This window comes from Paenibacillus sp. T2-29, from assembly GCF_052921365.1.
The window spans coordinates 146,057-169,356 of sequence record NZ_JBREVE010000005.1; the positions used below are offsets into that span (position 1 = coordinate 146,057).

Sequence of the window (23,300 nt, forward strand, 5' to 3'; positions counted from 1 at the left end):
AGTGAGTAAAGTTTTGATCATGGAAGACGAGGAATCGATCCGTAGCTTTATCGTTATTAACTTGAAACGTAACGGTTTTGAGGTGCTGGAGGCGGCAGATGGGCATGAGGCTCTGAATATTTTGAACACGGTGCGGGATATTGATATCGCGCTGCTTGACGTGATGGTGCCTGGAATGGATGGTTTTGAGGTTTGTCGGAGAATTCGGGAAACGAATGAGCGTATTGGCATTATCTTTCTGACAGCCAAGGTACAGGAACAGGATAAGGTGTATGCCTTGTCTGTAGGGGCTGATGATCATGTGAGCAAGCCTTTCAGCCCGACAGAGCTGATTGCACGTATTCAGTCGTTATTGCGTCGGGTGAATGTACATCGTGAAACAGCAGCCAAGGTGTCCTTCCAGTCCGGTCCGTTTACACTGGATTTGATAGCTAAACAATTTAAGAAAAACGGACAGCTGATCGAGTTGACACCGACAGAGTTTTCCCTGATTCAGTTTTTTCTGGAGAAAGAAAATACGCCGCTCAGCCGAGATGTACTACTTGACCACGTATGGGGCAAGGAATATATGGGCGATCCGAAAATTGTAGATGTAAATATCCGACGTCTGCGGCAGAAAATTGAAAACAATCCTTCCGAGCCGGCTTTTTTGCAAACCGTGTGGGGACATGGATATAAATGGAAGGGCCAGTCTCAATGATCAAAAGGGGGATTGGCCGACAGATTGTGCTTCACTATTTTTTTGTAGTGTTCCTGGCGCTTCTGTTAGTAGAAGTCATATTTATGTTTGCACTCCGATCATATTATTATGACACCATTTATAAAAAGATCGAAAACCGCATTCAAACGGTAAGTGAATTTGCATCCAAATTCAAGGAGTCCGAGCAATCATTACAATCTTATTTGTTAGATTTTTCTCTGCCCAAAACCGAACTACAAGTGCTTGATGAACAGGGGAATGTAATTGATAACTCGACAAATTTTGCTTCAGATCTAAATGTGCAAACCAGTGATGTGACACAAGCCTTAGCTGGAGATACGGGCAAATGGATCGGAAAGCAACCCGGCACGGGACAGCAGGTGATGGCGGTATCTCAGAAACTGGACAATATTGTCGGGGATCAGGTATATATAATCCGGTATACGACTTCGTTGGAATTAGTAAATGACAAGTTATTCATCATTACATTATTTTCGGTGGGAATCATGGCAGCTGTATTGATTATTGTATTTGTAGTGAGTACAGGGCTTGCCAATTCCATTGTCAGACCTATTAACAATATTCGCGATGTATCTGCTCAGATGGCGCAGGGTCGATTTGATGCACGTATCAAAGGCGATTATCGCTATGAACTGGGTGAACTGGCATCGACGTTGAACTACATGGCAGAGGAGATTGTCAGAACCAATCAAATCAAGGATGATTTTATTTCTTCCATTTCTCATGAGCTGCGTACTCCGCTTACTTCGATTAAGGGCTGGAGTGAAACGTTAAATTCTGGCGGATATGACCCGGAAGAGACGAAGATCGGGATGCAGATTATTTCTAAGGAAACGGACCGGCTGATTGGCTTGGTGGAGGAAATTCTCGATTTTTCCAAACTGGAACAAAATGCCATGAAGCTCGTGATGGGAACAGTTGATCTTCGAGAGCTTTTGCAGGAAATTATGCTGAATGTATGGGCCAAGGCAGAAATGAAGCAGATTAAGCTCCAAATGGATTCCGAGGAAACGGCATACCTTGTTCATGGAGACGGTAACCGTCTGAAACAGGTGTTTTTGAACATTGTAGATAATGCCATCAAATTTTCGCATGAGAGCTCGATTATTTATCTGTCTCTTCAACGTGTTAAGGGCAATATCGAGATATCGGTACAGGATACAGGGATTGGCATTAGTGAAGAAAATCTTGCCAGAGTAAGAGATCGCTTTTTCCAGGTAGACCACCAAAATGGGGGGACTGGACTGGGATTGGCAATCTCGCAACAGTTTGTTGAGCGTCATCACGGTCAGATGCTCATTAGAAGTGAATTGGGAGCTGGAACCACCATTACGGTTTCATTGCCTGCTCTGCAAGCAGAGCCATCCGTGGAACCACCACACCTCTCGGAAGGGCAGATTTAAAGTTAAATGTAAGTTGTAACCATAAAAACAGCCAGTCCTCACTATATTGGAGGGCTGGCTGTTTGAAATTTTAGGGGAGAGTTATGAAGTAAAGCCTTCTGCACGCAAGCGTGTGTTACGCTCATATGCTTCTTTTAGCATACGTGTAGTTTGCGGCCGTACTGCCATTTTGCCAAATACTGTTTCATTGGGTCCGATAACCACAATTTCGCTCGGATTACCTTTAATAACAGCACCGTCACGAATCACAGCACCTTCACCGATAATTGCGTGCTCAATATGCACGTTGCGCCCAATACGTGTGTCAGGCATAACGATACTTTCCTTGATAGAAGAGCCTTTTCCCACCTCGACGCCGCTAAACACTACGGAGCGCTCAATTTGGCCTTCGACTTGGCAGGAATCATGCAGGAGGCTGTCCAATGACTGCATTTTACGACCAGGCACCTTTTGCGCGCTCAGCCTTGTGCGGCGTTCACGTGTATACATTGGCCAGTCTTGACGCTGAAGGTCAATCGCGCAATTTTCTTGCAGCAAGTCCATGTGGGAGTCCCATAGGCTTTTAACTGTACCTACGTCTTTCCAGTAACCCTGGAATTCATAAACGTATAGTGATTCTTGGTCTGCCAGCATTTTAGGTATGATATCTTTGCCAAAATCATGACTGGATTGAGGATCCTGTGCGTCTTCCAGTAGATAATTTCTTAAGTAATCCCATTTGAAAAGGTAAATCCCCATAGAGGCTAAATTACTTTCCGGTTTCTCCGGCTTCTCTGCGAATTCAGTGACGCGCAGATCTTCATCGGCGCTCATAACACCAAAACGGTGTGCTTCATCCCAAGGAACCTCCATGACAGAAATGGTTGCCGCAGCTCCTTTTTCCTTATGGTAGTTCAGCATCTCGCCATAATTCATATAGTAAATATGGTCACCGGATAAAATAAGCACATGTTCTGGATTTTGGCTGTCAATATATTCGATATTCTTATGAATAGCATCTGCCGTTCCTAAATATTCAGCGTTACCTGTATTATAAGATGGAAGCAGGGTAATTCCTTTGTCATCCGTTTTTGTAAGGCCCCATGGAGTTCCATCCCCAATATGTTCGTGCAAGGATTCCGCCTCATATTGCGTCAGTACACCTACAGTATCAATGTTTGAATTTACGCAATTACTGAGAGGAAAATCGATGATCCGGTAATGACCGCCAAAAGGTACGGCGGGTTTTGCAATCGTTGAAGTAAGGGGAGCAAGACGGCGTCCCTCTCCGCCTGCCAGCAGCATGGCAATGCATTCTTTATTAAACATTTCGTTTCCCTCCCGGTTTAGTTGTCTGTTGTAGTACATACATAAACGGTATGGGGTACTCTTGAAACCATCAGGTATATAAGATTCCCCAAAAACTAAGGTTTATTTTTTTCCTAGTCATTTTTCTGTTCATTGTGGCTAGAATGGGGTAATAACTCTGGTCAGCTTTGACCCAAAAGCGAATGCATTACCGATTCATACATTTTTACTTACAAACATAAAAGGGTGGTGACGTGATGACAGACCAAACTCTTCCGCAACAGACTATCTCATCGGAAGATATTTATTTGTTTCATGAAGGAACGCTTTATCAAAGCTACCGATCTTTGGGTTCCCACCTGACTGTGGAGAACGGAGAACAGGGCGTTCGTTTTACGGTCTGGGCTCCTCATGCTCTCCATGTCGGGCTTGCTACAGATCGCAACAACTGGAATGGGGAACAGGATTCCTTATATAGGGTTCCCAAATCCGGTTTTTGGAGTCGTTTTTTTCCGAGGATATCCCAAGGAACATTTTACAAATACGACATTACAGGTCCAAATGGTGAACGATTTCTGAAAGCAGATCCTTACGCTGTACGTGCTGAAGTGAGACCGGCTACGGCTTCAGTGGTATCTTCATTGGATGGTTATGTTTGGAACGATGCAGCTTGGCGCCGTAAACGTAGAGCACCTTATGGTAAACCTCTACATATATACGAGCTTCATCTAGGCACTTGGAAGCAAAAAGCAGATGGTACGTTTTATACATACAGGGAAATGGCTGAGCTTCTTGTGCCTTATGTAACTGATATGGGGTATACACATATTGAGCTGATGCCGCTGAGTGAGCATCCGTATGATCTTTCCTGGGGCTACCAATTAACAGGATATTTTGCACTCACAAGCCGTTATGGTGAACCACATGATTTTATGTATTTAGTGGATCGTTGCCATCAGGCGGGAATTGGAGTGATTATGGATTGGGTTCCGGCTCATTTTGCCAAGGATGCTCATGGATTGAGACGGTTTGACGGATCGCCACTGTTCGAATACGCGGACCCGCTAATTGCTGAAAAGCCCGGCTGGGGAACCCTAACGTTCGATTATAGCAAGCCAGAAGTACGTTCTTTTCTGATCTCCAACGCATTGTTCTGGATGGATGTGTACCATATTGATGGTCTGCGTGTGGATGCGGTGACGAGCATGTTACGGCTGGATTTTGAAAAGCAGGAAGGACAATATTGTCCCAATTCCAAGGGAGGGATTGAAAATGAGGAGGCTATCGCCTTCCTTCAACAGCTGAATGAGACGGTATTCCGCTATTATCCATATGCACTCATGATGGCAGAGGAGTCCAGCGCTTGGCCGATGGTGACCTCCCCAGTAAGCGATGGAGGGCTCGGTTTTAATTACAAATGGAATATGGGGTGGATGAACGATACACTTGATTATATGGAATCGGAGTTTGATCAACGACCCGAGCGCCATAATTTGCTGACCTTTCCCATAGCCTATGCATACAGCGAAAATTTTACACTGCCATTGTCGCATGATGAGGTTGTTCATGGTAAGAAGTCGCTGCTTGATAAAATGCCGGGCACCTATGAACAAAAATTTGCCGGACTACGGGCGCTCCTTGGCTACCAAATGACCTCACCAGGTAAAAAGCTCTTATTCATGGGAGGGGAATTTGGTCAGTTTATTGAATGGAAGGATGAGGATCAGCTTGACTGGTTTTTGCTAGACTATGACAGTCATCGGTCTTTGCACGCATATTCGAAAGCACTGAATCATTTATATCTTCAGGAGAAAGCATTATGGGAATTGGACCATTCGTGGGACGGCTATCAATGGATTGAAGCTGAAGACCGAGGGCAGAGTGTAATTACGTATTTACGTAAAGGCAAAAAAACGGGGGATACGCTGGTTGTCCTTATTAATTTTCAGCCTGTGCAAAGAGAAAATTATCGAATTGGGTTGCAAAAGGCAGGAAGCTATATGGAATTGCTGAACAGCGATCATAAGGACTTTGGGGGAAGTGGTCAGGTAAACTCCGGAGCGATACGTACTTCCAAAATCCCTTACCACGGACAGCTTCACAGCTTGGAGGTGACTATTCCACCCCTAAGCATCGTTATACTCAAGAAGACACCACCACGTAGGTCTAAAAAAGCAGATTGACCACATAAGGAGGAAGCACATATGAACATTTTGTTTGCGGCAGCAGAAGCACATCCATTTATTAAAACAGGTGGGTTGGCTGATGTTATTGGCGCACTGCCAAAGGCACTTCATCAGGCAGGGTGTGACGTCCGAATCATCTTACCTAAATATGCGGGTATTCCCGATACCTATAAGAAGTCTCTGCGTCCGGTAACGGTCAAGCATGTAGCTGTAGGCTGGCGTGATCAATATTGTGGAGTAGAGGAGCTGACGTTGGACGGGATCAGGGTTTATTTTATAGATAATGAATATTACTTCGGTCGTGACGGTATTTACGGTTATATGGATGATGGCGAACGCTTCTCCTTCTTCAACCGGGCGATTTTGGAAGTGCTGCCTGAACTGAATTTTCGGCCAGATATTGTGCATTGTCATGACTGGCATACGGCGATGGTACCGCTACTTCTGAATGCCGATTATCGACATTTGCCCTTTTACAACGATATTCGCACGGTGTTTACGATACATAATCTGTTGTATCAGGGTGATTTTCCATATGAGGTCTTAACGGAGCTGCTTAACTTGGATGGAAGCTATTTTACCCCCGAGGGTGTGGAGTATTATGGCAGACTGAACTTTATGAAAGGTGGGCTTACTTACTCGGATCATGTCACGACCGTGAGTCCAACCTATGCAGAGGAAATTCAAACTGAATTTTACGGATACGGACTGGAGGGTCTACTTCGTAAATTAGGACAGCAGGGACGCTTAACGGGGATTGTGAATGGAATTGACACCCAAAGCTACAATCCTGCCACAGACAATCGTATTTATACGAAATACCGCACAAGTCTGGCAAAGAAAAAGGAAAATAAAATTGCTCTACAAAAGGAGCTGGGTTTGCCGGTGCGTCCGGACGTACCTATGATTGCTATGGTAACCCGGCTTGTGGATATGAAGGGGCTAGATCTGGTAACCAGAGTGCTTGACGAAATTTTGTATTATGATGATATTCAGTTTGTCGTACTGGGAACAGGGGACCCTGCTTTTGAGCACTGGTTCCGGGAAGCAGCGGGACGATATCCTCTGAAAATGTCAGCGCAGCTTACTTTTAGCGAACCATTGTCACGAAAAATATATGCGGCAAGTGACATGTATCTTATGCCATCGAGGTTTGAGCCTTGTGGGATTAGTCAACTGCTGGCGCTTCGTTATGGAAGTATCCCCATCGTGCGAGAAACTGGAGGGCTGAACGATACTGTGCAGGCTTACAATGAATCCACAGGTGAAGGTAACGGTTTTAGTTTCACGAACTACAATGCACATGACATGCTGCATACCATTCGTCGTGCTGTTCATTACTATCGTCAACCTGAGCATTGGAACAAGCTTACACAGACGGCCTTTGCAGGAGAGTACAGTTGGGATGTATCGGCCGAGGCGTATATGGATATTTACCGTTCGCTAGCAAAGACCGATTAAACAGCACATAAATACCATATTTATGCTAATGAAAAAGGGAACTCCTTTAGCCATGGTTTGGCTGAGGAATTCCCTTTTTTGTTGCTGGTCAGTCGCCCCCGCCACCACAGCTACTTCCACACGAAGAGCCGCTGCTACACGAGGAATGGCTCCCGGAATCGCCTGAATCGTGGTGAGAAGAGCCTCCACCATGAGAACTGTCATGGGAGGAATGATGGTGCGAGTGGTGTGTATCCCAGTTCGAGCAGCCGCTTGCGGAGCTACAGCCGGATGAGCTGGCTAGTGCGGCACTGTTTGTAGAATCTGGGTGCATGTGTATGGCAAATTGTTCAGGTTGATACCATGAATACCACACAGCAGCCAATAGCAGATAGTCAACCTGCAAATAGTTGACCTTGGGTAGCTGCTTGCCCTCTGGATCATTTACAGCTTTATTTACCCGCTCACGGAGGTGTTGGATTATCTTATGAACCGCTTGTTGTGCTTGCTGTGAAATGTCTACATTTTCATGGGAATTCCATCGGTCACCTATTGGCTGCGTCGAAGCTGTCAGTTTGTAATAGTGTGAAAGCTCATCGTTCGGTAGCGGATGATTAAAAAAAGTTCCCCACAAACTGGCACTATAACGATTCCAACCAAAGCATTCCACATACAACCAGTCAAACCACGCCCGCTCCTCTGGCATCGGCTGAGAGCCGCCCGAATGGGGTGCATGGTGAAGCATACGACCAAAAAAAGCTTCGGAGAATTGCTGGTATTCACGCGTAAACATTAACATTTCGTGCCATAGTTCATCCACATCACTACTGAACATAGGCACCCGATTCATAATGGCGCATAGCATGAAGTATCGTTTTAGCTCATGCCAGCGCCAATTATATTCTTGCTCCGTCAGGCTAGGATTGGCGTCCATGACACGTTGCTTTACGTTATGAGCATAGGAGGCTGGAATGGATCGCTCCAGCAGCTTCTTCAGCTCCGTAATCTCTCGATGACGCTCCTGCGTAAGTGACGAAGGAGACGGAGAGCTAAGGAAAAATGCATTCCGGCGCCGCGTACTTCTGTTTCCACGATTCCTGCGTATAGCACGGAATATAAACCAAAGAATGATGAGACCAACCACAATAAACAACGTCCAAAAGCTAGTCATACTATTCATAATGGCACTCCTTTCTAGAAGAAGACGGCATTTCCGATTTTAGCTTTTGCTATTCAGTAGAGCGAATTCTTTTTTTATCTGTGCCAGCAGCTCAGAATTTGTGATTACATCGCAAGCCGTCCATGCCAAGGTTCTCGCGGCCAAGAGCATTCCTTCCATTGCGCGGTCCTGCATTGCTAAATCGCGAAATTCTGGTGTATGCAAGGCATGCTTCTCGTCAATAACTTGAATGTACGGGTGGATCGCAGGGCAATGAAGTGATACATTTCCGATATCCATAGAGCCATGATCTTCACCTTCCGTAATATCTTCTTGCGCAATGCCAGCCTGCACCAAATTTGCGGTAAAGGTGTCGGAGAGTACACGATTAGTCACCATTTCATCGTAAGAAGTCTCATAATTGGAAGTTTCCAAACGACACCCGGCTTGTAAAGCAGCTCCTTCAGCAATTTGAACAACACGGCGGGTAAGCGGGTTCAGCTCTTGGCGTGTAGCGGCCCTCACGTAAAATTGGGCTGAGGCGTAATCAGGAATAATATTGGCAGCCTGCCCACCCTGATTAATGATGCCATGGATACGTACCGTACTTTTTACCTGTTGCCGAAATGCGTTAATCCCGTTAAACGTTTGAATCACAGCGTCCAAAGCATTAATCCCTTCATGCGGACTGGCCGCAGCATGAGCGGATTGACCAAAAAATTCGAACTGCACAGCATCAATCGCTAGCGATTTTCCTGATTTTTCGTAGCGGTCAAAGGGATGTGTCATCATAGCTATATCGCAATCATCAAACAACCCGGCCGCCGCCATCGGAACCTTTGCACCGCGTGTTTCTTCGGCAGGTGTGCCGTATACACGTACTTCTCCACCAGTCTCGTCGATAATCGATTTGAGACCGACGGCAGCGCCTGTACTCATCATACATATCAAATGGTGCCCACAGGCGTGTCCTAGCCCTTTCAGAGCGTCGTATTCTGCCAGAAAAGCAATGATTGGTCCAGGCTTGGTTGCTTTGTAAGTAGCAATAAAGGCTGTTTCTATACCCAATACGGGTGCCTGAACTTCAAATCCGTGAAAAGCAAGTTCTTCTTTTAAACGGGCAGAGGCCAGGAATTCCTCGTTTCCAAGTTCAGGGTTTGCGCCAATATATAACGAAATGTCCTTAAACCGCTGGGCGTGCTGTTCAATGGTGTGTTGAATGGTCTGTTTGAAATTCATGCTAAAAACTCCTTTATATAAGCTGTAATGTAGGTACTGCGATAGATATACTAAAATTGTACTATAACATTCATTGCATAATCATGCATATTCATTTATAATGACACAATCTTATTTATTATAAAGAATTTAAGGAGAGAAAAAAAGATTGAAAAAGGCATATCGTTTTACCGCCCTGGTTTTGTCGGCGGTTATCTTACTGTTGGCTGGTCTTCCGATGCTCAATGCATACGGAACGGAAGCAAAACCACAGAAAAAACTTGTAGTGGGCATGAGTGCCGACTTTCCGCCGTATGAGTTTTATAAAGTCATTAACGGTAAGAAAACCATTGTTGGGTTCGATGTGGAGATTGCCAAGGAAATCGCCAAGGATCTGAACGCAGAGATGGTCCCAGAGGACATGAGCTTTGATTCCTTGCTGCCTGCTCTGCAAAGTGGTCGTGTAGACTTGGTGCTGTCCGGTATGACACCGACGGATGAGCGCAGAAAGAGTATTGATTTTTCGGATGTGTACTATCACTCCAAACAAGTCATTATGGTACGCCCGGAGGATAAGGACAAATATTCAACGATGGCTACTCTGAAAGGAGAGAAGCTCGGTGCACAGAAGGGGAGTATTCAGGAAGAAATTGCACAAAAAGTGCCTAATGCTTCGGTTACCTCATTAGATAAAATATCCGATCTGGTACTCCAGCTTCGGACCAACCGTATCAACGCGGTTGTAATCGAAGATACCGTTGCTAAAGGATACACACTAGACGGTACCGTAACACTTGCTAAGGCAGTACCTGAGGATGAAGGAGCAGAAACTGCTGTAGGCATTCGTAAAGGAAATGCGGAATTGCTTGCTTCAGTAAATAAAACGTTGGCTCGCCTGAAAGCAGACGGTTCGATTGAGAAGTTTTCTACAGAAGCGAGTGCACTGTCTGCCGACAGACAGGTTTCTTCGAATAGCATTGTAGATATATTTATGAAATATCGTAGTCTTTACGCTACGGGTATTGGCTACACTCTGTTGTTGTCTGCACTCGGAGTATTGTTTGGATTCATTATTGGTCTGATCATATCCTTGCTGCGAATGAGTGGTATACGTATCATTGAGTGGTTAGGTACCACATATGTCGAGATCCTGCGCGGTACACCTATGCTGGTACAGCTCATGATCATTCACTACGGAATTGCTTTGACGCTGGGTATCAATTTTACCCCACTCCAGTCGGGTGTGATCACATTGTCTCTGAATAGCTCGGCATATTTGGCTGAAATTTTCCGTGCGGGTATTCAGGCCGTAGACCGTGGACAGATGGAAGCTGCCCGCTCGCTCGGGATGGGACGAGGCAAAGCAATGCGTCATGTCATTTTACCGCAAGCATTTAAATCTATATTGCCTGCTATTGGTAATGAGTTCATTACGATCATTAAAGAATCATCAATTATTTCGACCATTGGGATGGTGGATATTATGTATCAAGCCCAGGTCATTAAGAATATTACCTACGAAGGCTTGAGTCCGTTCGTAATCGCAGCCGCTATTTATTTTGTAATGACATTCAGCTTATCTAAGCTGTTGGGTTTATGGGAAAGGAAGTTGAGAGCCAGTGATCACCGTTAAACAACTGCGTAAATCATTCGGTAAGAATGAAATTTTAAAAGGCATTGATATAGATATCGCCAAAGGTGAAGTAGTCGTCATTATCGGCCCGAGTGGTTCAGGAAAAAGTACGTTTTTGCGTTGTATGAATCTGTTGGAACAGCCAACAGAAGGGGAAATTTTGTTTGAGGGTGAGCCGATTACGGCCCGTGGTCATAATATTAATGCGACTCGGGAGAAGATGGGGATGGTTTTCCAGCATTTTAATCTGTTTCCGCATAAAACAATACTGCAGAATCTGACGCTTGCACCAACGCAGGTGAAAAAGCAGTCGGGGAAAGAAGCGGAGAAAATTGCGCTGGAGCTCCTGCGGACCGTGGGTCTTGAGGATAAGAAGAATACCTACCCGAACCAGTTATCTGGCGGTCAAAAACAACGTATTGCGATAGCACGTGCTTTGGCCATGCAGCCGCACGTAATGCTGTTCGATGAGCCTACTTCTGCCCTTGACCCTGAAATGGTTGGAGAGGTTCTGGACGTGATGAAGAAGCTCGCTGAGGGCGGCATGACGATGGTGATCGTGACGCATGAAATGGGCTTTGCCCGTGAGGTAGGGGATCGAATCATCTTTATGGACAACGGTCAAATTATAGAACAAGGTACGCCTGAGCAAGTATTCGGTACTCCAAGCCATGACCGTACCCGTGATTTTCTTGCTAAAGTGCTGTAAGAAAATGCTTTTATAAAATATTGACAAAGCCCTTCTCGTGATGATGTTTCACGGAGGGCTTTTCTCTTTTTGTCACTATATCTCCATATTTTCGTAACAGAAAACGGATTCTTGATGACAAAATTGTAACGAGTATAGTATGATATTCAAGGTTACCAACATTTTCATGCAGATAAGGTTACAAAATTGTGATATTATGCAGTAAGCCAAAACTTACCGGGGCAGCAGTAATGATAATAAATACTCAGGTGCTGGGCTCAAACCATGGGAAGTGCGGGGGACGTAACAACGGCAATGATTCCAATGCATCATAAGATGTTGTGGAATATGCCTAGGGGTGAATTGCACAAGCATAGGGCTTCTCCTGAGTCCGAATCCGACAGCTAACTCCGCAGGCATAACAGAGGAGGTACATATCTTGAAATATTTAAAACATATTGGACAAACTATGAAATTTGCGGTGCTTGCTGCAGCTATTGCAGGGCTGGCACAGACAGCTGGAGTAGCAGATGCTGCTTCGCTTCATACTGCCAAAGAAGGCGATACCTTCTTTTTGCTTGCTCAACGTTATGGGGTATCAGTAGATGAGTTGACGAAGGCTAACCCGGATATTGCGTCCAACAACATATATGCAGGTCTGCAAATTAAAGTGCCAGACGAAAAAAGTGTAAAGGCGGCTTCGGATTCGAAGCCACAGCTTCTTACAGAGAAAGCACCAGCGAATGAGAAGCCAACAATTGAAGCATGGGGCAAAACATTCAATTACAGTAAAGTAGTTGATGTTAAAGCTACAGCATATTCTGCCGCAGCTGATGAAAATGGCAAATGGGGTGCGGTCGATTATTACGGCAATCCACTTAAGCTAGGTACAATTGCGGTAGACCCGAAAGTCATTCCTATGGGAACAAAGGTGCTAGTTACAGGTTATTCCCATCCCGGCTTGCCAGACCGTTCTTTTGTGGCCGTTGCCCGTGATCAGGGCAGTGCTATTACCGGAAAGCGGATTGATATCTTTATCCCTGGCAATAAATCATTCGTGAATGACTTTGGCTTCCAGAATGTGAAACTGTACGTCATTGATAAATAGCATTGTGCTTAGTATGATTTAATTAAACATAATATATGTTATGTAAACTTGATCTATCATACAACATATAACTGGGACGACTTTTTATTAGGCCCAGTCGTTTATCGCTAAAAAAGGCTGTCTTACAAGCAGAAGTATTCTGCTCGTTAAGGCAGCCTTTTTACGTTGTTGGTATATTTGAAGCTTAGACATGCTGTTATTTTCGTTCCGATGTGTGAAGTAGCCGGGGGACAGTGACAAATTTGTAGCCCTTAGCTTTTAGAGAGTGGATTAGACCCGGCAAAGCTTGGACAGTGCCTTGCAAGTTGGAACTTTGACCTCCACCTGCATGCATTAAAATAATGGAGCCAGGTCCGGTAGCCGGGATCACGTTGCGCTGAATTTGTGTTTTGCTTAATCCCTTCCAGTCTAGAGAGTCCACATTCCAATTGACGATCATGTACCCATGACGACGTGCCCATTGGATTTGAGGCTCTGTGATTTCACCATAGGGTGGTCGTATCAATCTGGGCCGAAAACCTATGCTGGCTTCTAAAATGCGTTCTGTTTTTGTAATCTGGTGGCGAAAACGTTCTGGTGTGGCCTTCCTGAAATCCGGATGAGTATAGGAATGGTTTCCTATAGAATGACCCTCGCGGATGATGCGGCGTATGATCCCCGGATGCTTTTCCGCACGGTGACCGACGATAAAAAAGGTAGCTTTGATACCGTTTGCGTGTAATACGTCCAAAACCTGCGGCGTATACCTTGAATCGGGCACATCATCAAAGGTTAAGGCAATTTGGCGGGTGTGCGGGCCGCACATTTTAAAAATGTCCGCATGCTTTTTTCGTAGCATCGCTAATGTTGGAGTAGCTCGATCTTTACTTTGATATACCGAAGTAGCGGCAGCAGCTTCCTTGGGATGGGGCGTTCCGATGTTAGGAGGCGTGTCCGCGTGAACGGGAAAACTTGAAAATGCTAGTAACAGTGCTAAACATGGCAACACTCCCCTGTACCGCATTTGTATTCCCCCTTTCCGTGCAGTGGTACCTAGTGGTGCTCTCAGCTATTATGTACCTGTCCTATTAAAATTATGCTGGTGATTGAGTGAAGCCCTACACGGCTGAAGAGAAGTACATCATGAAGCGGGTATCCGTGAAGATGACGAAGTAAACGTACATTTTCTCTTAAACATGACCGAAAACTGAAGCATTTTCGCAAGTTTTAGCCTTACAAAGGATTCGGTATACCGTGACAGCTGGTGTATAATGGGGATGCTATTCATAATGATACATACTTGGAATTGAGGGAAGGATGGATAAAAGTGACCGACTTGTTTACTCCTTATCAATTAAAGGGGCTTTCATTAAAAAATCGGATTGTCATGCCCCCAATGTGCCAATACAGCGTGGAGGCCAAGGACGGCAAACCGACGGATTGGCATTATGTCCATTATGTGAGTCGCGCGGTAGGAGGGACTGGGCTCATAATTGTGGAAATGACAGCGGTTCATCCGGATGGACGCATTACGGATCGTGATTTGGGCATTTGGAGTGACGAACATATTCCTGCATATCGCAAAATTGTAGAGGAAGTCCACAAGTATGGTGCCAAAATTGCCATTCAATTAGGCCATGCCGGACGCAAGGCCGAGGATGCTGAGACACCTGTAGGCCCGTCCTCGATCCCCTTTAGTGAACGCTTTAAAGATCCCCACACTTTGACGAGAGCAGAAGTCAAGGAACTGGTTCAGGCCTACAAAGAGGGGGCTCGCCGGGCGGTAGAAGCTGGTTTTGACACGGTAGAGATTCATGGTGCTCACGGCTATCTGATCCATCAATTTCATTCCCCTTTAACCAATACCAGAGAAGATGAATATGGGCAGGATTTGTCACTGTTTGGTGTTGAGGTGATCCGTGCTGTTAAAGAGGTACTTCCTGCTGATATGCCTGTGCTAATGCGGATATCTGCCAAAGAATATGTCCAAGACGGATATGATGTTGAATACATAGCAGCCATAGGGGAACGATATCGTGATGCAGGTGTAGACATTTTCCATATTTCTTCTGGTGGTGAGGGTCCGATAGGCTCCAGCGGAGGCCCGTCTGCGCGTGCTGGTTATCAGGTCGATTTGGCTCATACCATCCGTGAAAAATTGAATGTGCCTGTCATTGCTGTCGGCTTATTGGATGATTATGAGGATGCCCGCCGAGTCGTTCAGCAAAATGAAGCTGATCTGGTAGCCATAGGGCGTGCCATGCTGCGTGATCCCTATTGGGCGCTGCATGCTTCACGGGCGCTAAAAGTACAGGCAGATATCCCAGAGCCTTATCTACGCGGTTTTTAGATATTTTTGAAACCTCTTTGCAAAGCTTGCGTAAACATGTGTACAGAGCTTAAAATTTAAGCATTCAATTCTAGGAGGAACTTCACATGTCTATTTTCAAACGATTAAGAGATCTTACGATGTCTAACATTAACGCCATTATCGACAAGGCAGAAGATCCAGTTAAAATGACGGATCAATACATTCGTGATATGCAAGAGGATCTGGAAGACGCAGAGAAAGCGGTAGCCGCTCAAATTGCTATTGAAAAGAGATTCAAACAGCAATACGAAGAACAGGCAGCTTTGGTGAAAAAACGCGAAGAACAGGCTCATACGGCTGCAAAAGCACAAAATGTGGATCTTGCTCGTCGTGCGCTGGAAGAAAAGAAATCTGCCGAACAAAAAATGAACGAGTTCCAAGCTGGTTATGAGCAAAACAAAGCTGCAGCTGACAACCTGCGTGGTAAGCTGGATGAAATGCGTAGACAGCTGACTGAAATGAAAAACAAGCGCGAGACACTGGTTGCCCGTTATAACGCAGCTAAAGCGCAAACTGAAATTAACAAAGCTATGAACGGTTTTAGCTCGGATACGGCAACTGCTGGATTGAAGCGTATGGAGGAAAAAATGCTGCAAGCAGAAGCACGTGCTGAAGCGAGCAACGAAATGGCTTCCAAGGAAAAATCGCTGGATGAAGAGTTCAAAGAGCTGGATAAGAAAAGTGCTGTGGACGATGAACTTGCTGCTTTGCTGAAACAATACGAAAACAAATAAGAACTTTTAAGCATTGCCGCTAGTGTGAGGGCTCAGTAAGCGAAGGAGAAACGTTTTCTCCTTCGCTTTTCCCTGCCTGGGGGCGTAAATCAATATATGTAGTCAAGAAGATGTGGAGGATGGTAGCAAATGCATTTTTTAGAAACGATGAAAGCGATGCTGGTATGGACGGGCGCGGGTGCTATTTTGCTGTTCGTATTAATGTATGTCGATTCTTTATTTACAAAGTATAAGGATTTTGCCGAAGTAAAAGCCGGAAATATGGCCGTAACGGTACGGATGATTATGAAGCTGATTGCACAAGGATATATTTTATCAGGTTCAATTGCTACCGCTAATAATTTGCTTGAAGCGCTTGTGTATTCTGTGATTGCCTTTATTATCCTGCTTGTTTTGGAAGTGATTGTGCGTCTGCTGTTGAGATATTGGGCACAGTTTGATCTGGATAAAGGTACCCAGGAAGGTAAAATTGGTTTCGGTCTGTTTTCGGGAGCGCTGCATTTGGTTGGTGCCTTGATCATTACAGCATGCTTCTAGGCAAAGTAAGGAGGAAATATGACCATGAGTGTATGGAAACGAATTTCAAATCTATTTGCTAAGCCTGAACCGCCGAAAGCGGAAAAAAGCATGCTTCACTTAAATCCAGGGGATATTTGTGAGGTGTCGCTTGTCACCTATGAAGTGGTAGGTCGTGTACATAATCGTGCTCGGAATGCTGTTGTTTTGACGCTTCAGGATGGTAATCAAGTGAGTTATCTTCATATTGAGGAACGGGAAACACTGCAATTCGGACTTTATCAGGCCATCGATGGCAGACTAGACAACCCGGAGGAAGTACCGACCATTTTAGAACTGGATGATACAACGTATCATTTGGAAGAACAGTATTTTGGGCATGTTACCGTTATGGGCCGTGCTCCTTTCCGGCAGGGTGGAGAGCAACATGTTTGGCAGTACCAGTCTGATGATTACCATCTATTGCGGGTAGAATGGCAGGACGGTCGCTTTATGCTTTATGAAGGAGAAGAAGTGATTACCGGAGACGTCAAGGTTATTCGGGCAAGCTAGGAGAGGGTTACACATGAGCAAACGCACCTGGCAATATGCATTAAAGGTCATTGTGGCGCTGAGCTTGTTCGTATCCGTGTTAAGCGGCTGCGGCGCGCCAAATGTGAAAGATACGTATCCGCTGGAATCCGTTAGTGGTAGCGGAAACTCGACCTCGTACGTGTATCGGGCGGCAGGCAAAACGGTTCCCGAAGTAGCGGAGGAATTGAAAGAACAGCGTACACCGGAACAAATGTCACCTCAGAGCAATGAGCGGATGTTTCTGGTATATAGTGATGAGTGGTACCATTTGCAGCAGGATCCAGCTAAGAAGGAAGACACACTCATTGAAATTGATAGTAAAAAGTATGTCGAGCAAAATTACAGTTCCAGCTTTCTAAAAGGATACTTAACTGCAACTGTGCTGGATGCTCTGTTCGATTCGTTGCGGGGGTCTGGCTCCTATCGAGGTTATTCGAGCAGAGATGTATACCGACCTTCACAAGGGCAATATCGTGCTCCAACAGCACAGGAGAAAAAAGCGATCCCGCCGATAACGGTGGAGCGAAAAGGCTCAGTTACCCGTAGAGGGAAAAATTCGGATTCCAGCGTTGGATCAAGCGGGAGTCTATTCGATAGAGGCTCCAGCAGTTCACCGAGCAGAGGCTCGATTTCACGTGACCGAGGCAGCAGCGGCGGTTCCAGCATATTTGATTCGCCGCGCAAATCGTATAGTAAGCCTAAAACACGCAGCGGCTCAGGTAAAATCAGCCGACGAAGTCGACGATAATGGTAATGTTTTATATTCTTCTAAAGTTGTTTGCGGAACTGTGAAGCTGTTGCACAGTTCCTTTTTTTGTTGTTTGATATAACCTACAGTGAATTGAACGGATGCTCTCACTTCGATTTTATTACCGTCTACTTTGACCTACACTTGATCAGAGCTTATGTGCTCAATGCCATCGTCTTCGATGATGTTACTTTTTTTGATATGGAGATGACGAGCTATCTTTTCTATAGCACCCATTCGTGGTTCAGAAAGTCCGCTCTCCCAAGCTGAAATTGCTTTATTGGTAACCCCAGCGATCTCAGCAAGCTCTTGTTGAGTCAAATGATATTTTATACGTAATTTTTTAAAATTGTCACTTAAAGCCACTATAATCCCTCCACCCCAAATTAAGTAGATTATAACCTTGATATCGAAAAAAAACCAACATAATACATTAGCAAAAGCAACGTCGCTCACTTGGGGGGATTTTTTTGTTAGCACGAATGGGTGTCGAGTTTGAAGAAGAAAGCCATAGAAAGAAAATTTTACCTCATATTTATACAAAAAATGACAGTTTACTAGATTATTTCATTGCCACATCTATTAGTAAAATATACAATTACATCAGGCGAAATAGGAGGATGATGTAACTGTGTTATCTGCTTTTTTATATATTTTACTTGGTTTTTTCGATGCTTTAGCGGCAGTTACTTTGGTCTTGAAGCTTTATATGCTTCCGGTGTGGGAAAATCGAAGAAAAATACTTTTCTATGCAATTGGCATAGCTTTCTTTTCCTTTCTCATGAGAGAAGTTATAGGCATGCCTAAATTTGATTTTCCGCTTCAGTATTTGTTAATGGTTCTCTTTTTAAGATTTGGTTTAGGGATCAAAACATATCTTGCAGCATTTTCTGCTGGTTCTGGTCTAACAGCTTACATTAACCTACAGCTATTTGTATATATATTTGCAAATTTTTTCGGAGTAGCACAACCTGATATTATTAATAATACTTCTGGTTCTTCCATTTACGTTATACAGTTAGCTTCTATTTTTACTGCGTACTTTATTTCTTTTGTCATGGGGAAATACAACTTTGGTTTCTCATTTATCATTCAGCCCCCACATGATTTTTTGAAAGGTGAAAATTACCTATCACCCCTTAATAAAATGTTCATCATAGGCTCCCTAATATCATTTGTCACTATTCTTGTTACTTTGTATATGCTCTATAACTCCAATACGATAGGACTACTTTCCATCTCATTGCTAACTTTTGGAATTTCGTACTTCTTTTCAGAGAAAGGAGATTACGAGGATGCTAGAAACGCTATCGAGGCACATCGCATCAGAAATAAAGAAAGCTGATCCTGATGGACCTACAAGTGTAGAAGTGATGGAGTATGCGATTGGTATAAAAATAACCGAAATTTCGGCAGTACTAATGGTTGCAGTTATAGCCTGGATAACAGGACATTTTTGGGGGGCATTACTAGCTCTGGCTACGATCATGTTTGTAAGGAGATTTTCAGGTGGGGTACACTTCAGCAACCTTACCCTTTGTGTCTGTTTTACAACGGCCATATGTGTAACTATACCTTTTGTTTCTTTAGGTTTATCAACAATTTTGATAATTAACGCTTGTTCATTATTAGTGTTTGTAGTATATGCTCCCAATCATTTTATCTATATTAATAAGACCAAATATCACAAGTATTATAAAACGATATGTATTTTGGTTTGCATATTAAATTTTTTTGTACAATCTCACATAATATGTTTATCTATAGTTATACAAGCATTCAGTATTCTTCCTTTATGGAAAGGAGGTGAGCGAAAATGGATAAGAAATTGGCGAGAGTTTTAAGTATAAGCCTTGGGAAATACGCTAACGAGTCTACCAAAAAAGAAAAAACAATATTTGGCGCTAAACCGGTACCAGCTGAGCTGAAGAAAACAGAAAAGAACTGAATTTAATGGAAGAGGGAAAGCGAATCCTAGCCACTCCATTGCTTGATGACAATTCACTTGGAGATTGCTCTTTCTTTTGTGAAAATCACCTAGTTGCGATTGAATTGTGGAAGCCTAAAAGCAATTATCACATCCCGCTTTTTCATACTTCTCATGGAAGATTTACAGTTCCCACCACCCTCCATGAATGTTCCGTAGGCTTACCCACTTTTTGCAATTTGGACGGATCTAATTTGGTTAACATCACACAAGTGGACAAGATCGTTACGGGAGATTATGGAGGGGGGCAGGTTGTTTTTAAAAATCAAGACATCAAAGAAAGTATAAATTCAGCCAATTTATCTCGATGGAAACAAATATATGCGGATGCAATGAATGCCGATAGAGAAATTCGTTATATTTTCGGATCGGAAATCAAGGTAGTGGGTAAGGCAACAGTGAGCGGTTTTTTTAAGGTAGGGAATATGCTTAGTGTGGATATGTGGGAACCTAAAAAAAATTACTATGTCCCGCGTTTCCACTCTGGAGATCGCTCTTATACAATCGGGCTAACCGCACAGGCTTGCAGGGAAGCTTTTCCGTATCTATATCCAGCTTATAAAGATACCCTGATAAATCTCGACTTGGTTTGTGAAATTGAGTCTAACGCATTTGGAGGGCTGGTACGATTCGAAGGATCTGACTTCACATGCTCGATGTCTCATAATAAACTTAAAGCGCTTAAAAAACTGTGGAAATGACCCATGAAAATTCAGGGGTCATTTTTATTACCAGATTTAAATGAATAAGTCAATAATCAGTTAGACTAGGATAAGCCGGACGGGTTCGATTTAATTCGACATATTTCCCGTTTTTAATCATTTTCCATGTGATAAAATTGATTATGAAAAAAATAACAATCTTTTAAATTAAGGTGAAACAATCTACATATAAGAAAAGGAGGGTGAAAGCGGGATATATATTGTAAATGCCGGCATGTACAAATGCCCCGAAGGAAATGCCTGTTTGTCAGGCAAGTTCCCACTCATATAAGTCCTCAGCTTTACACTCCAATATCCTAGAAATGAGGACTGCCGCCTCGAATGACATTTTGTCACGTCCCGCGATCCAGTTGGATATTTGTTGCCGCGAATATCCAGTTCGTCGGGCGAGCCATGATTGAGTGCGTCCATGAGATTTGAGCTCCTCTTTCAAAAGGCATTTCCCCCGAGTAAGTTTTTGCACCTTACTTGCTCCTAACAGGGGAAAAGTGTTTCGTTCAGAGTATACAGGTAAATTACTTTTTTATCAATTATATTGTGGAGTTGATTGGATGGTTGCAGATAAAAATGAAAATGTAACTTGCACTAGCTTTTATACAATAAAGATGGCACGACTCGCTTCAGGATATAGTGAGTTAATAGCTTGCAATATACTTGGTATGTCAATGAATGAATTAAAACATATAGAGGAAGATTCATCTGATTTAACAATAGCTCGAGCGCAGCAAATGTCCTCGTTGTATGAGGTTACAATAGATTCAATCTATTTCGGTAAAAATAATATAACCTAATATACGTAGAAAACTGACGTGATGACATGCAAAACCAAAAACCAAAGACTAAAATCTACCAAAAACAGCCGCGATATGATATTCAGGCTGTTTTTTGGCGGATAGAGACTTGCAGCAATCCAATAAATACCGTTCGGATTTGCCAGATAACGGTTTTAGCGTTATAACAGAAAGAGGGTATTTTAGAAGAACGGAGTGAGAACATGAATCAGACGCCATTAAATACAGAAAAATTCCAACGTAAAGCAGTTAAGGTGGAAGAGGCACAAAGCAGGATAGCTAGTTATGTTCAACAGGGCGAAAGGGAGGACGTAGGGCTTGAGCAAGCACATGGTCGCTATCTGGCGATGGATTTGACTGCGCCACATCCGTATCCCCGCTTTCGTCGCTCTGGTATGGACGGCTATGGGATCCTTGCCTCGGACACTGAAGTCTGTTCGACTGGTCAGGAAATCTGGCTACATGTGATTGATGAAATTCCTTGTGGCACCGTATCGGACAAGCGGGTGGAGACGGGAATGGCAGCCCGCATCATGACAGGAGCACAATTACCTGAAGGAGCGGACACGGTGGTTATGCTGGAGGCGACACAGCTGCGTGAGGAAAATGGACAGACATATGTTGGCTTGAAGAAGCGTATGGAAGTTGGCAAAAATGTGACACAAATTGGTCATGAGATTAAGGAAGGTCAGCTTTTGCTCAGTAAGGGAACTTGCGTGGGAGCGGGGCACATCTCGGTACTGGCTACTTTTGGTGTACATCGGGTGCCTGTTTACAGGAAGCCAAGGGTGGCCGTCTTTTCCACAGGGTCAGAATTGCTCGCAGTGGATGAGCCGTTACAACCGGGGAAAATTCGAAACAGTAATACATATATGCTGGCTTCTCAAATTAGAGAGGCAGGAGGAGAGCCGTTCATTCTGCAAGCCATTCATGATGATTTGAACCTTGCTCGGGCTTCTGTCAGAGAAGCAATAGCTGCCTATGATATCGTGGTTACGAGTGGTGGAGTGTCGGTGGGTGATTTTGATATTATGGGTGACCTCGTGCGACAGGAAGATGTGAATATGCTGTTCAACAAGGTTACGATGCGTCCAGGTAGTGTAACCACAGCCGCAGTGATAGACGGCAAGCTGTTATTTGCGCTTTCAGGCAATCCCGGTGCGTGCTTTGTAGGCTGTGAGCTGTTTGTACGTCCAACTATTCAAATGATGTTATCTTCGGTACATCCGTATTTGCAAACCTGGACAGCGAAGCTAGGAGCAGATTATACGAAGGTAAACAACTATACCCGCTTTGTACGCAGTTCTCTGGAGATACGTGGTGGACAAGTATATGCGATTCCTGCGCGAGTAGATGAATCCAGTGCCATGGTCACGATTAAGGACAGCGATTGTCTGATCGTAGTCCCTCCCACAACTGAAGGCTTGCGCGAAGGTGAAGAGGTGCATGTACTGGTGCTTCAAGGCGGACAGGTGACGTGAAAACAAAACATCCATTTGTATGTCAAATCGTCGGATTCAAAAATACAGGAAAAACCACCTTCCTCGGAGGTTTAATTCGATATGTGCAGCAGTCAGGACTACGTGTAGCAGTGATCAAGCATGATGGTCATGAATTTGAGATGGATCATGAGGGAACAGATACGTACAAGCACCGACAGGCAGGCGCCGAAGGCGTAGCGATTGTTTCGGCAGAAAGAACAGCGATTTTAGAGGAACATAGTCGGCCTGTGACCGGACTCATCCGGCATTTTCAGGCGTATGACTGTGTGTTGCTGGAAGGCTTCAAGCAGGAAAAATATCCGAAGCTGGTCATGGTGCGAGAACAATCGGATGCCCGACTTGTTCAGGAGCTGACAAATGTACAGGGAGTAGTAGTTTGGGAGTGCCATATGGATTGGGCTCAGGATTACTACTCAGATGAACAATCGGTGCAGATATATCCTGCCGATGCCAGCGACCCGGCAGGCCGCTGGTTACTCGAACAAATTCAGAGGCACAGAGCAGGATTCCAGACAGAGCAGGGCTGAGAGGGCC

At 44.3% G+C, this 23,300-nt stretch carries 25 protein-coding genes and 1 riboswitch; of the genes, 19 read left to right on the plus strand and 6 right to left on the minus strand.

Translation table 11 applies throughout. The features are described 5' to 3' along the window. Position 1 precedes the first annotated feature (1 nt). Positions 2–700, plus strand: a complete 699-nt coding sequence (locus ACU1JV_RS15980) for a response regulator transcription factor (protein ID WP_016820715.1) — start codon at positions 2–4, stop codon at positions 698–700. Continuing rightward, the gene (locus ACU1JV_RS15985) at positions 697–2,124 is read left to right on the plus strand and encodes a sensor histidine kinase (RefSeq protein WP_413986226.1); all 1,428 of its coding nucleotides are present in this window, start codon (positions 697–699) and stop codon (positions 2,122–2,124) included. Before ACU1JV_RS15980 ends, ACU1JV_RS15985 begins: the two co-directional genes overlap by 4 nt. 81 nt (positions 2,125–2,205) lie before the next feature. Here ACU1JV_RS15985 and ACU1JV_RS15990 read toward each other — a convergent pair whose 3' ends face one another. Beyond that, complete coding sequence (locus ACU1JV_RS15990; protein ID WP_040103610.1) at positions 2,206–3,432, minus strand: glucose-1-phosphate adenylyltransferase; 1,227 nt, start codon at positions 3,430–3,432, stop codon at positions 2,206–2,208. 236 nt (positions 3,433–3,668) lie between these two features. Here ACU1JV_RS15990 and glgB point away from each other — a divergent pair, with 236 nt between their 5' ends. Further along, positions 3,669–5,594, plus strand: coding sequence for a 1,4-alpha-glucan branching protein GlgB (glgB, locus tag ACU1JV_RS15995; protein WP_413986225.1), 1,926 nt, complete (start codon positions 3,669–3,671; stop codon positions 5,592–5,594). A gap of 21 nt (positions 5,595–5,615) precedes the next feature. Next, on the plus strand, positions 5,616–7,058 hold the full coding sequence (glgA, locus tag ACU1JV_RS16000; RefSeq protein ID WP_013371439.1) for a glycogen synthase GlgA: 1,443 nt from the start codon (positions 5,616–5,618) through the stop codon (positions 7,056–7,058). 88 nt (positions 7,059–7,146) lie between these two features. Here glgA and ACU1JV_RS16005 read toward each other — a convergent pair whose 3' ends face one another. Together ACU1JV_RS16005 and ACU1JV_RS16010 are read right to left on the minus strand one after the other, a co-directional pair. Further along, positions 7,147–8,217 carry a hypothetical protein gene (locus ACU1JV_RS16005; protein ID WP_058830876.1) on the minus strand — a complete coding sequence of 357 codons (1,071 nt, stop codon included), beginning with the start codon at positions 8,215–8,217 and terminating at the stop codon, positions 7,147–7,149. 39 nt (positions 8,218–8,256) lie between these two features. Beyond that, positions 8,257–9,435: a M20 family metallopeptidase gene (locus tag ACU1JV_RS16010; protein ID WP_058712421.1), complete on the minus strand. Its 1,179-nt coding sequence runs from the start codon at positions 9,433–9,435 to the stop codon at positions 8,257–8,259. Positions 9,436–9,583: 148 nt separating this feature from the next. Between ACU1JV_RS16010 and ACU1JV_RS16015 the strand changes: the two genes are divergently transcribed. The 3 genes from ACU1JV_RS16015 (at position 9,584) to ACU1JV_RS16025 (ending at position 12,843) form a co-directional block, all read left to right on the plus strand. Beyond that, positions 9,584–11,047: an ABC transporter substrate-binding protein/permease gene (locus tag ACU1JV_RS16015; protein ID WP_413986224.1), complete on the plus strand. Its 1,464-nt coding sequence runs from the start codon at positions 9,584–9,586 to the stop codon at positions 11,045–11,047. Next, positions 11,034–11,756 (plus strand): amino acid ABC transporter ATP-binding protein, encoded by a 723-nt coding sequence (locus ACU1JV_RS16020; RefSeq protein WP_013371435.1) that lies wholly within the window; start codon positions 11,034–11,036, stop codon positions 11,754–11,756. The genes ACU1JV_RS16015 and ACU1JV_RS16020 overlap by 14 nt, the downstream gene beginning before the upstream one ends. A 244-nt stretch (positions 11,757–12,000) precedes the next feature. Next, positions 12,001–12,169: riboswitch (cyclic di-AMP (ydaO/yuaA leader) on the plus strand. A gap of 5 nt (positions 12,170–12,174) precedes the next feature. Then, positions 12,175–12,843: a 3D domain-containing protein gene (locus ACU1JV_RS16025; RefSeq protein WP_413986223.1), complete on the plus strand. Its 669-nt coding sequence runs from the start codon at positions 12,175–12,177 to the stop codon at positions 12,841–12,843. Positions 12,844–13,039: 196 nt separating this feature from the next. Here the strand turns inward: ACU1JV_RS16025 and ACU1JV_RS16030 are convergent, their stop codons facing one another. After that, positions 13,040–13,846: a polysaccharide deacetylase family protein gene (locus tag ACU1JV_RS16030; protein ID WP_413986222.1), complete on the minus strand. Its 807-nt coding sequence runs from the start codon at positions 13,844–13,846 to the stop codon at positions 13,040–13,042. A 303-nt stretch (positions 13,847–14,149) separates the two neighbouring features. Here ACU1JV_RS16030 and ACU1JV_RS16035 point away from each other — a divergent pair, with 303 nt between their 5' ends. The 5 genes from ACU1JV_RS16035 (at position 14,150) to ACU1JV_RS16055 (ending at position 17,764) form a co-directional block, all read left to right on the plus strand. Beyond that, entirely contained in the window at positions 14,150–15,172 is a 1,023-nt protein-coding gene (locus ACU1JV_RS16035; RefSeq protein ID WP_040103616.1) for an NADH:flavin oxidoreductase/NADH oxidase, read from the plus strand. Positions 15,173–15,258: 86 nt separating this feature from the next. Continuing rightward, positions 15,259–15,927, plus strand: coding sequence for a PspA/IM30 family protein (locus ACU1JV_RS16040; RefSeq protein ID WP_013371430.1), 669 nt, complete (start codon positions 15,259–15,261; stop codon positions 15,925–15,927). Between the two features lie 129 nt (positions 15,928–16,056). Continuing rightward, positions 16,057–16,464, plus strand: coding sequence for a DUF350 domain-containing protein (locus ACU1JV_RS16045; protein WP_013371429.1), 408 nt, complete (start codon positions 16,057–16,059; stop codon positions 16,462–16,464). A gap of 24 nt (positions 16,465–16,488) precedes the next feature. Then, positions 16,489–16,995: a DUF4178 domain-containing protein gene (locus ACU1JV_RS16050; RefSeq protein ID WP_017427734.1), complete on the plus strand. Its 507-nt coding sequence runs from the start codon at positions 16,489–16,491 to the stop codon at positions 16,993–16,995. A gap of 13 nt (positions 16,996–17,008) precedes the next feature. Then, the gene (locus ACU1JV_RS16055; RefSeq protein ID WP_025674568.1) at positions 17,009–17,764 is read left to right on the plus strand and encodes a DUF4247 domain-containing protein; all 756 of its coding nucleotides are present in this window, start codon (positions 17,009–17,011) and stop codon (positions 17,762–17,764) included. Between the two features lie 138 nt (positions 17,765–17,902). Here ACU1JV_RS16055 and ACU1JV_RS16060 read toward each other — a convergent pair whose 3' ends face one another. Beyond that, a complete protein-coding gene (locus ACU1JV_RS16060; RefSeq protein WP_013371426.1) occupies positions 17,903–18,130 on the minus strand; it encodes a helix-turn-helix transcriptional regulator in 228 nt (75 codons plus the stop codon). 265 nt (positions 18,131–18,395) lie between these two features. Between ACU1JV_RS16060 and ACU1JV_RS16065 the strand changes: the two genes are divergently transcribed. From ACU1JV_RS16065 to ACU1JV_RS16080, 4 genes are read left to right on the plus strand one after another with little or no spacing between them, the layout of a single operon-like run. Further along, positions 18,396–19,109 (plus strand): hypothetical protein, encoded by a 714-nt coding sequence (locus ACU1JV_RS16065; RefSeq protein ID WP_040103619.1) that lies wholly within the window; start codon positions 18,396–18,398, stop codon positions 19,107–19,109. Between the two features lie 28 nt (positions 19,110–19,137). Beyond that, positions 19,138–19,608, plus strand: coding sequence for an accessory gene regulator ArgB-like protein (locus ACU1JV_RS16070; RefSeq protein WP_369126322.1), 471 nt, complete (start codon positions 19,138–19,140; stop codon positions 19,606–19,608). Next, positions 19,581–19,712, plus strand: coding sequence for a hypothetical protein (locus tag ACU1JV_RS16075; RefSeq protein ID WP_013371424.1), 132 nt, complete (start codon positions 19,581–19,583; stop codon positions 19,710–19,712). Before ACU1JV_RS16070 ends, ACU1JV_RS16075 begins: the two co-directional genes overlap by 28 nt. Before the next feature lie 5 nt (positions 19,713–19,717). Beyond that, complete coding sequence (locus ACU1JV_RS16080) at positions 19,718–20,452, plus strand: hypothetical protein (RefSeq protein WP_013371423.1); 735 nt, start codon at positions 19,718–19,720, stop codon at positions 20,450–20,452. Between the two features lie 268 nt (positions 20,453–20,720). Here the strand turns inward: ACU1JV_RS16080 and ACU1JV_RS16085 are convergent, their stop codons facing one another. Beyond that, the gene (locus ACU1JV_RS16085) at positions 20,721–20,936 is read right to left on the minus strand and encodes a helix-turn-helix transcriptional regulator (RefSeq protein WP_016820733.1); all 216 of its coding nucleotides are present in this window, start codon (positions 20,934–20,936) and stop codon (positions 20,721–20,723) included. 88 nt (positions 20,937–21,024) lie between these two features. On the opposite strand from ACU1JV_RS16085, the gene ACU1JV_RS16090 reads away from it, so the two are divergent. The 3 genes from ACU1JV_RS16090 (at position 21,025) to mobB (ending at position 23,293) form a co-directional block, all read left to right on the plus strand. Continuing rightward, entirely contained in the window at positions 21,025–21,264 is a 240-nt protein-coding gene (locus ACU1JV_RS16090) for a helix-turn-helix domain-containing protein (protein ID WP_058711193.1), read from the plus strand. A 203-nt stretch (positions 21,265–21,467) separates the two neighbouring features. Beyond that, positions 21,468–22,745, plus strand: a complete 1,278-nt coding sequence (locus ACU1JV_RS16095) for a molybdopterin molybdotransferase MoeA (RefSeq protein WP_413986221.1) — start codon at positions 21,468–21,470, stop codon at positions 22,743–22,745. Continuing rightward, positions 22,742–23,293 carry a molybdopterin-guanine dinucleotide biosynthesis protein B gene (gene mobB / locus ACU1JV_RS16100; protein WP_413986220.1) on the plus strand — a complete coding sequence of 184 codons (552 nt, stop codon included), beginning with the start codon at positions 22,742–22,744 and terminating at the stop codon, positions 23,291–23,293. Before ACU1JV_RS16095 ends, mobB begins: the two co-directional genes overlap by 4 nt. The last annotated feature ends 7 nt before the right edge of the window (positions 23,294–23,300 follow it).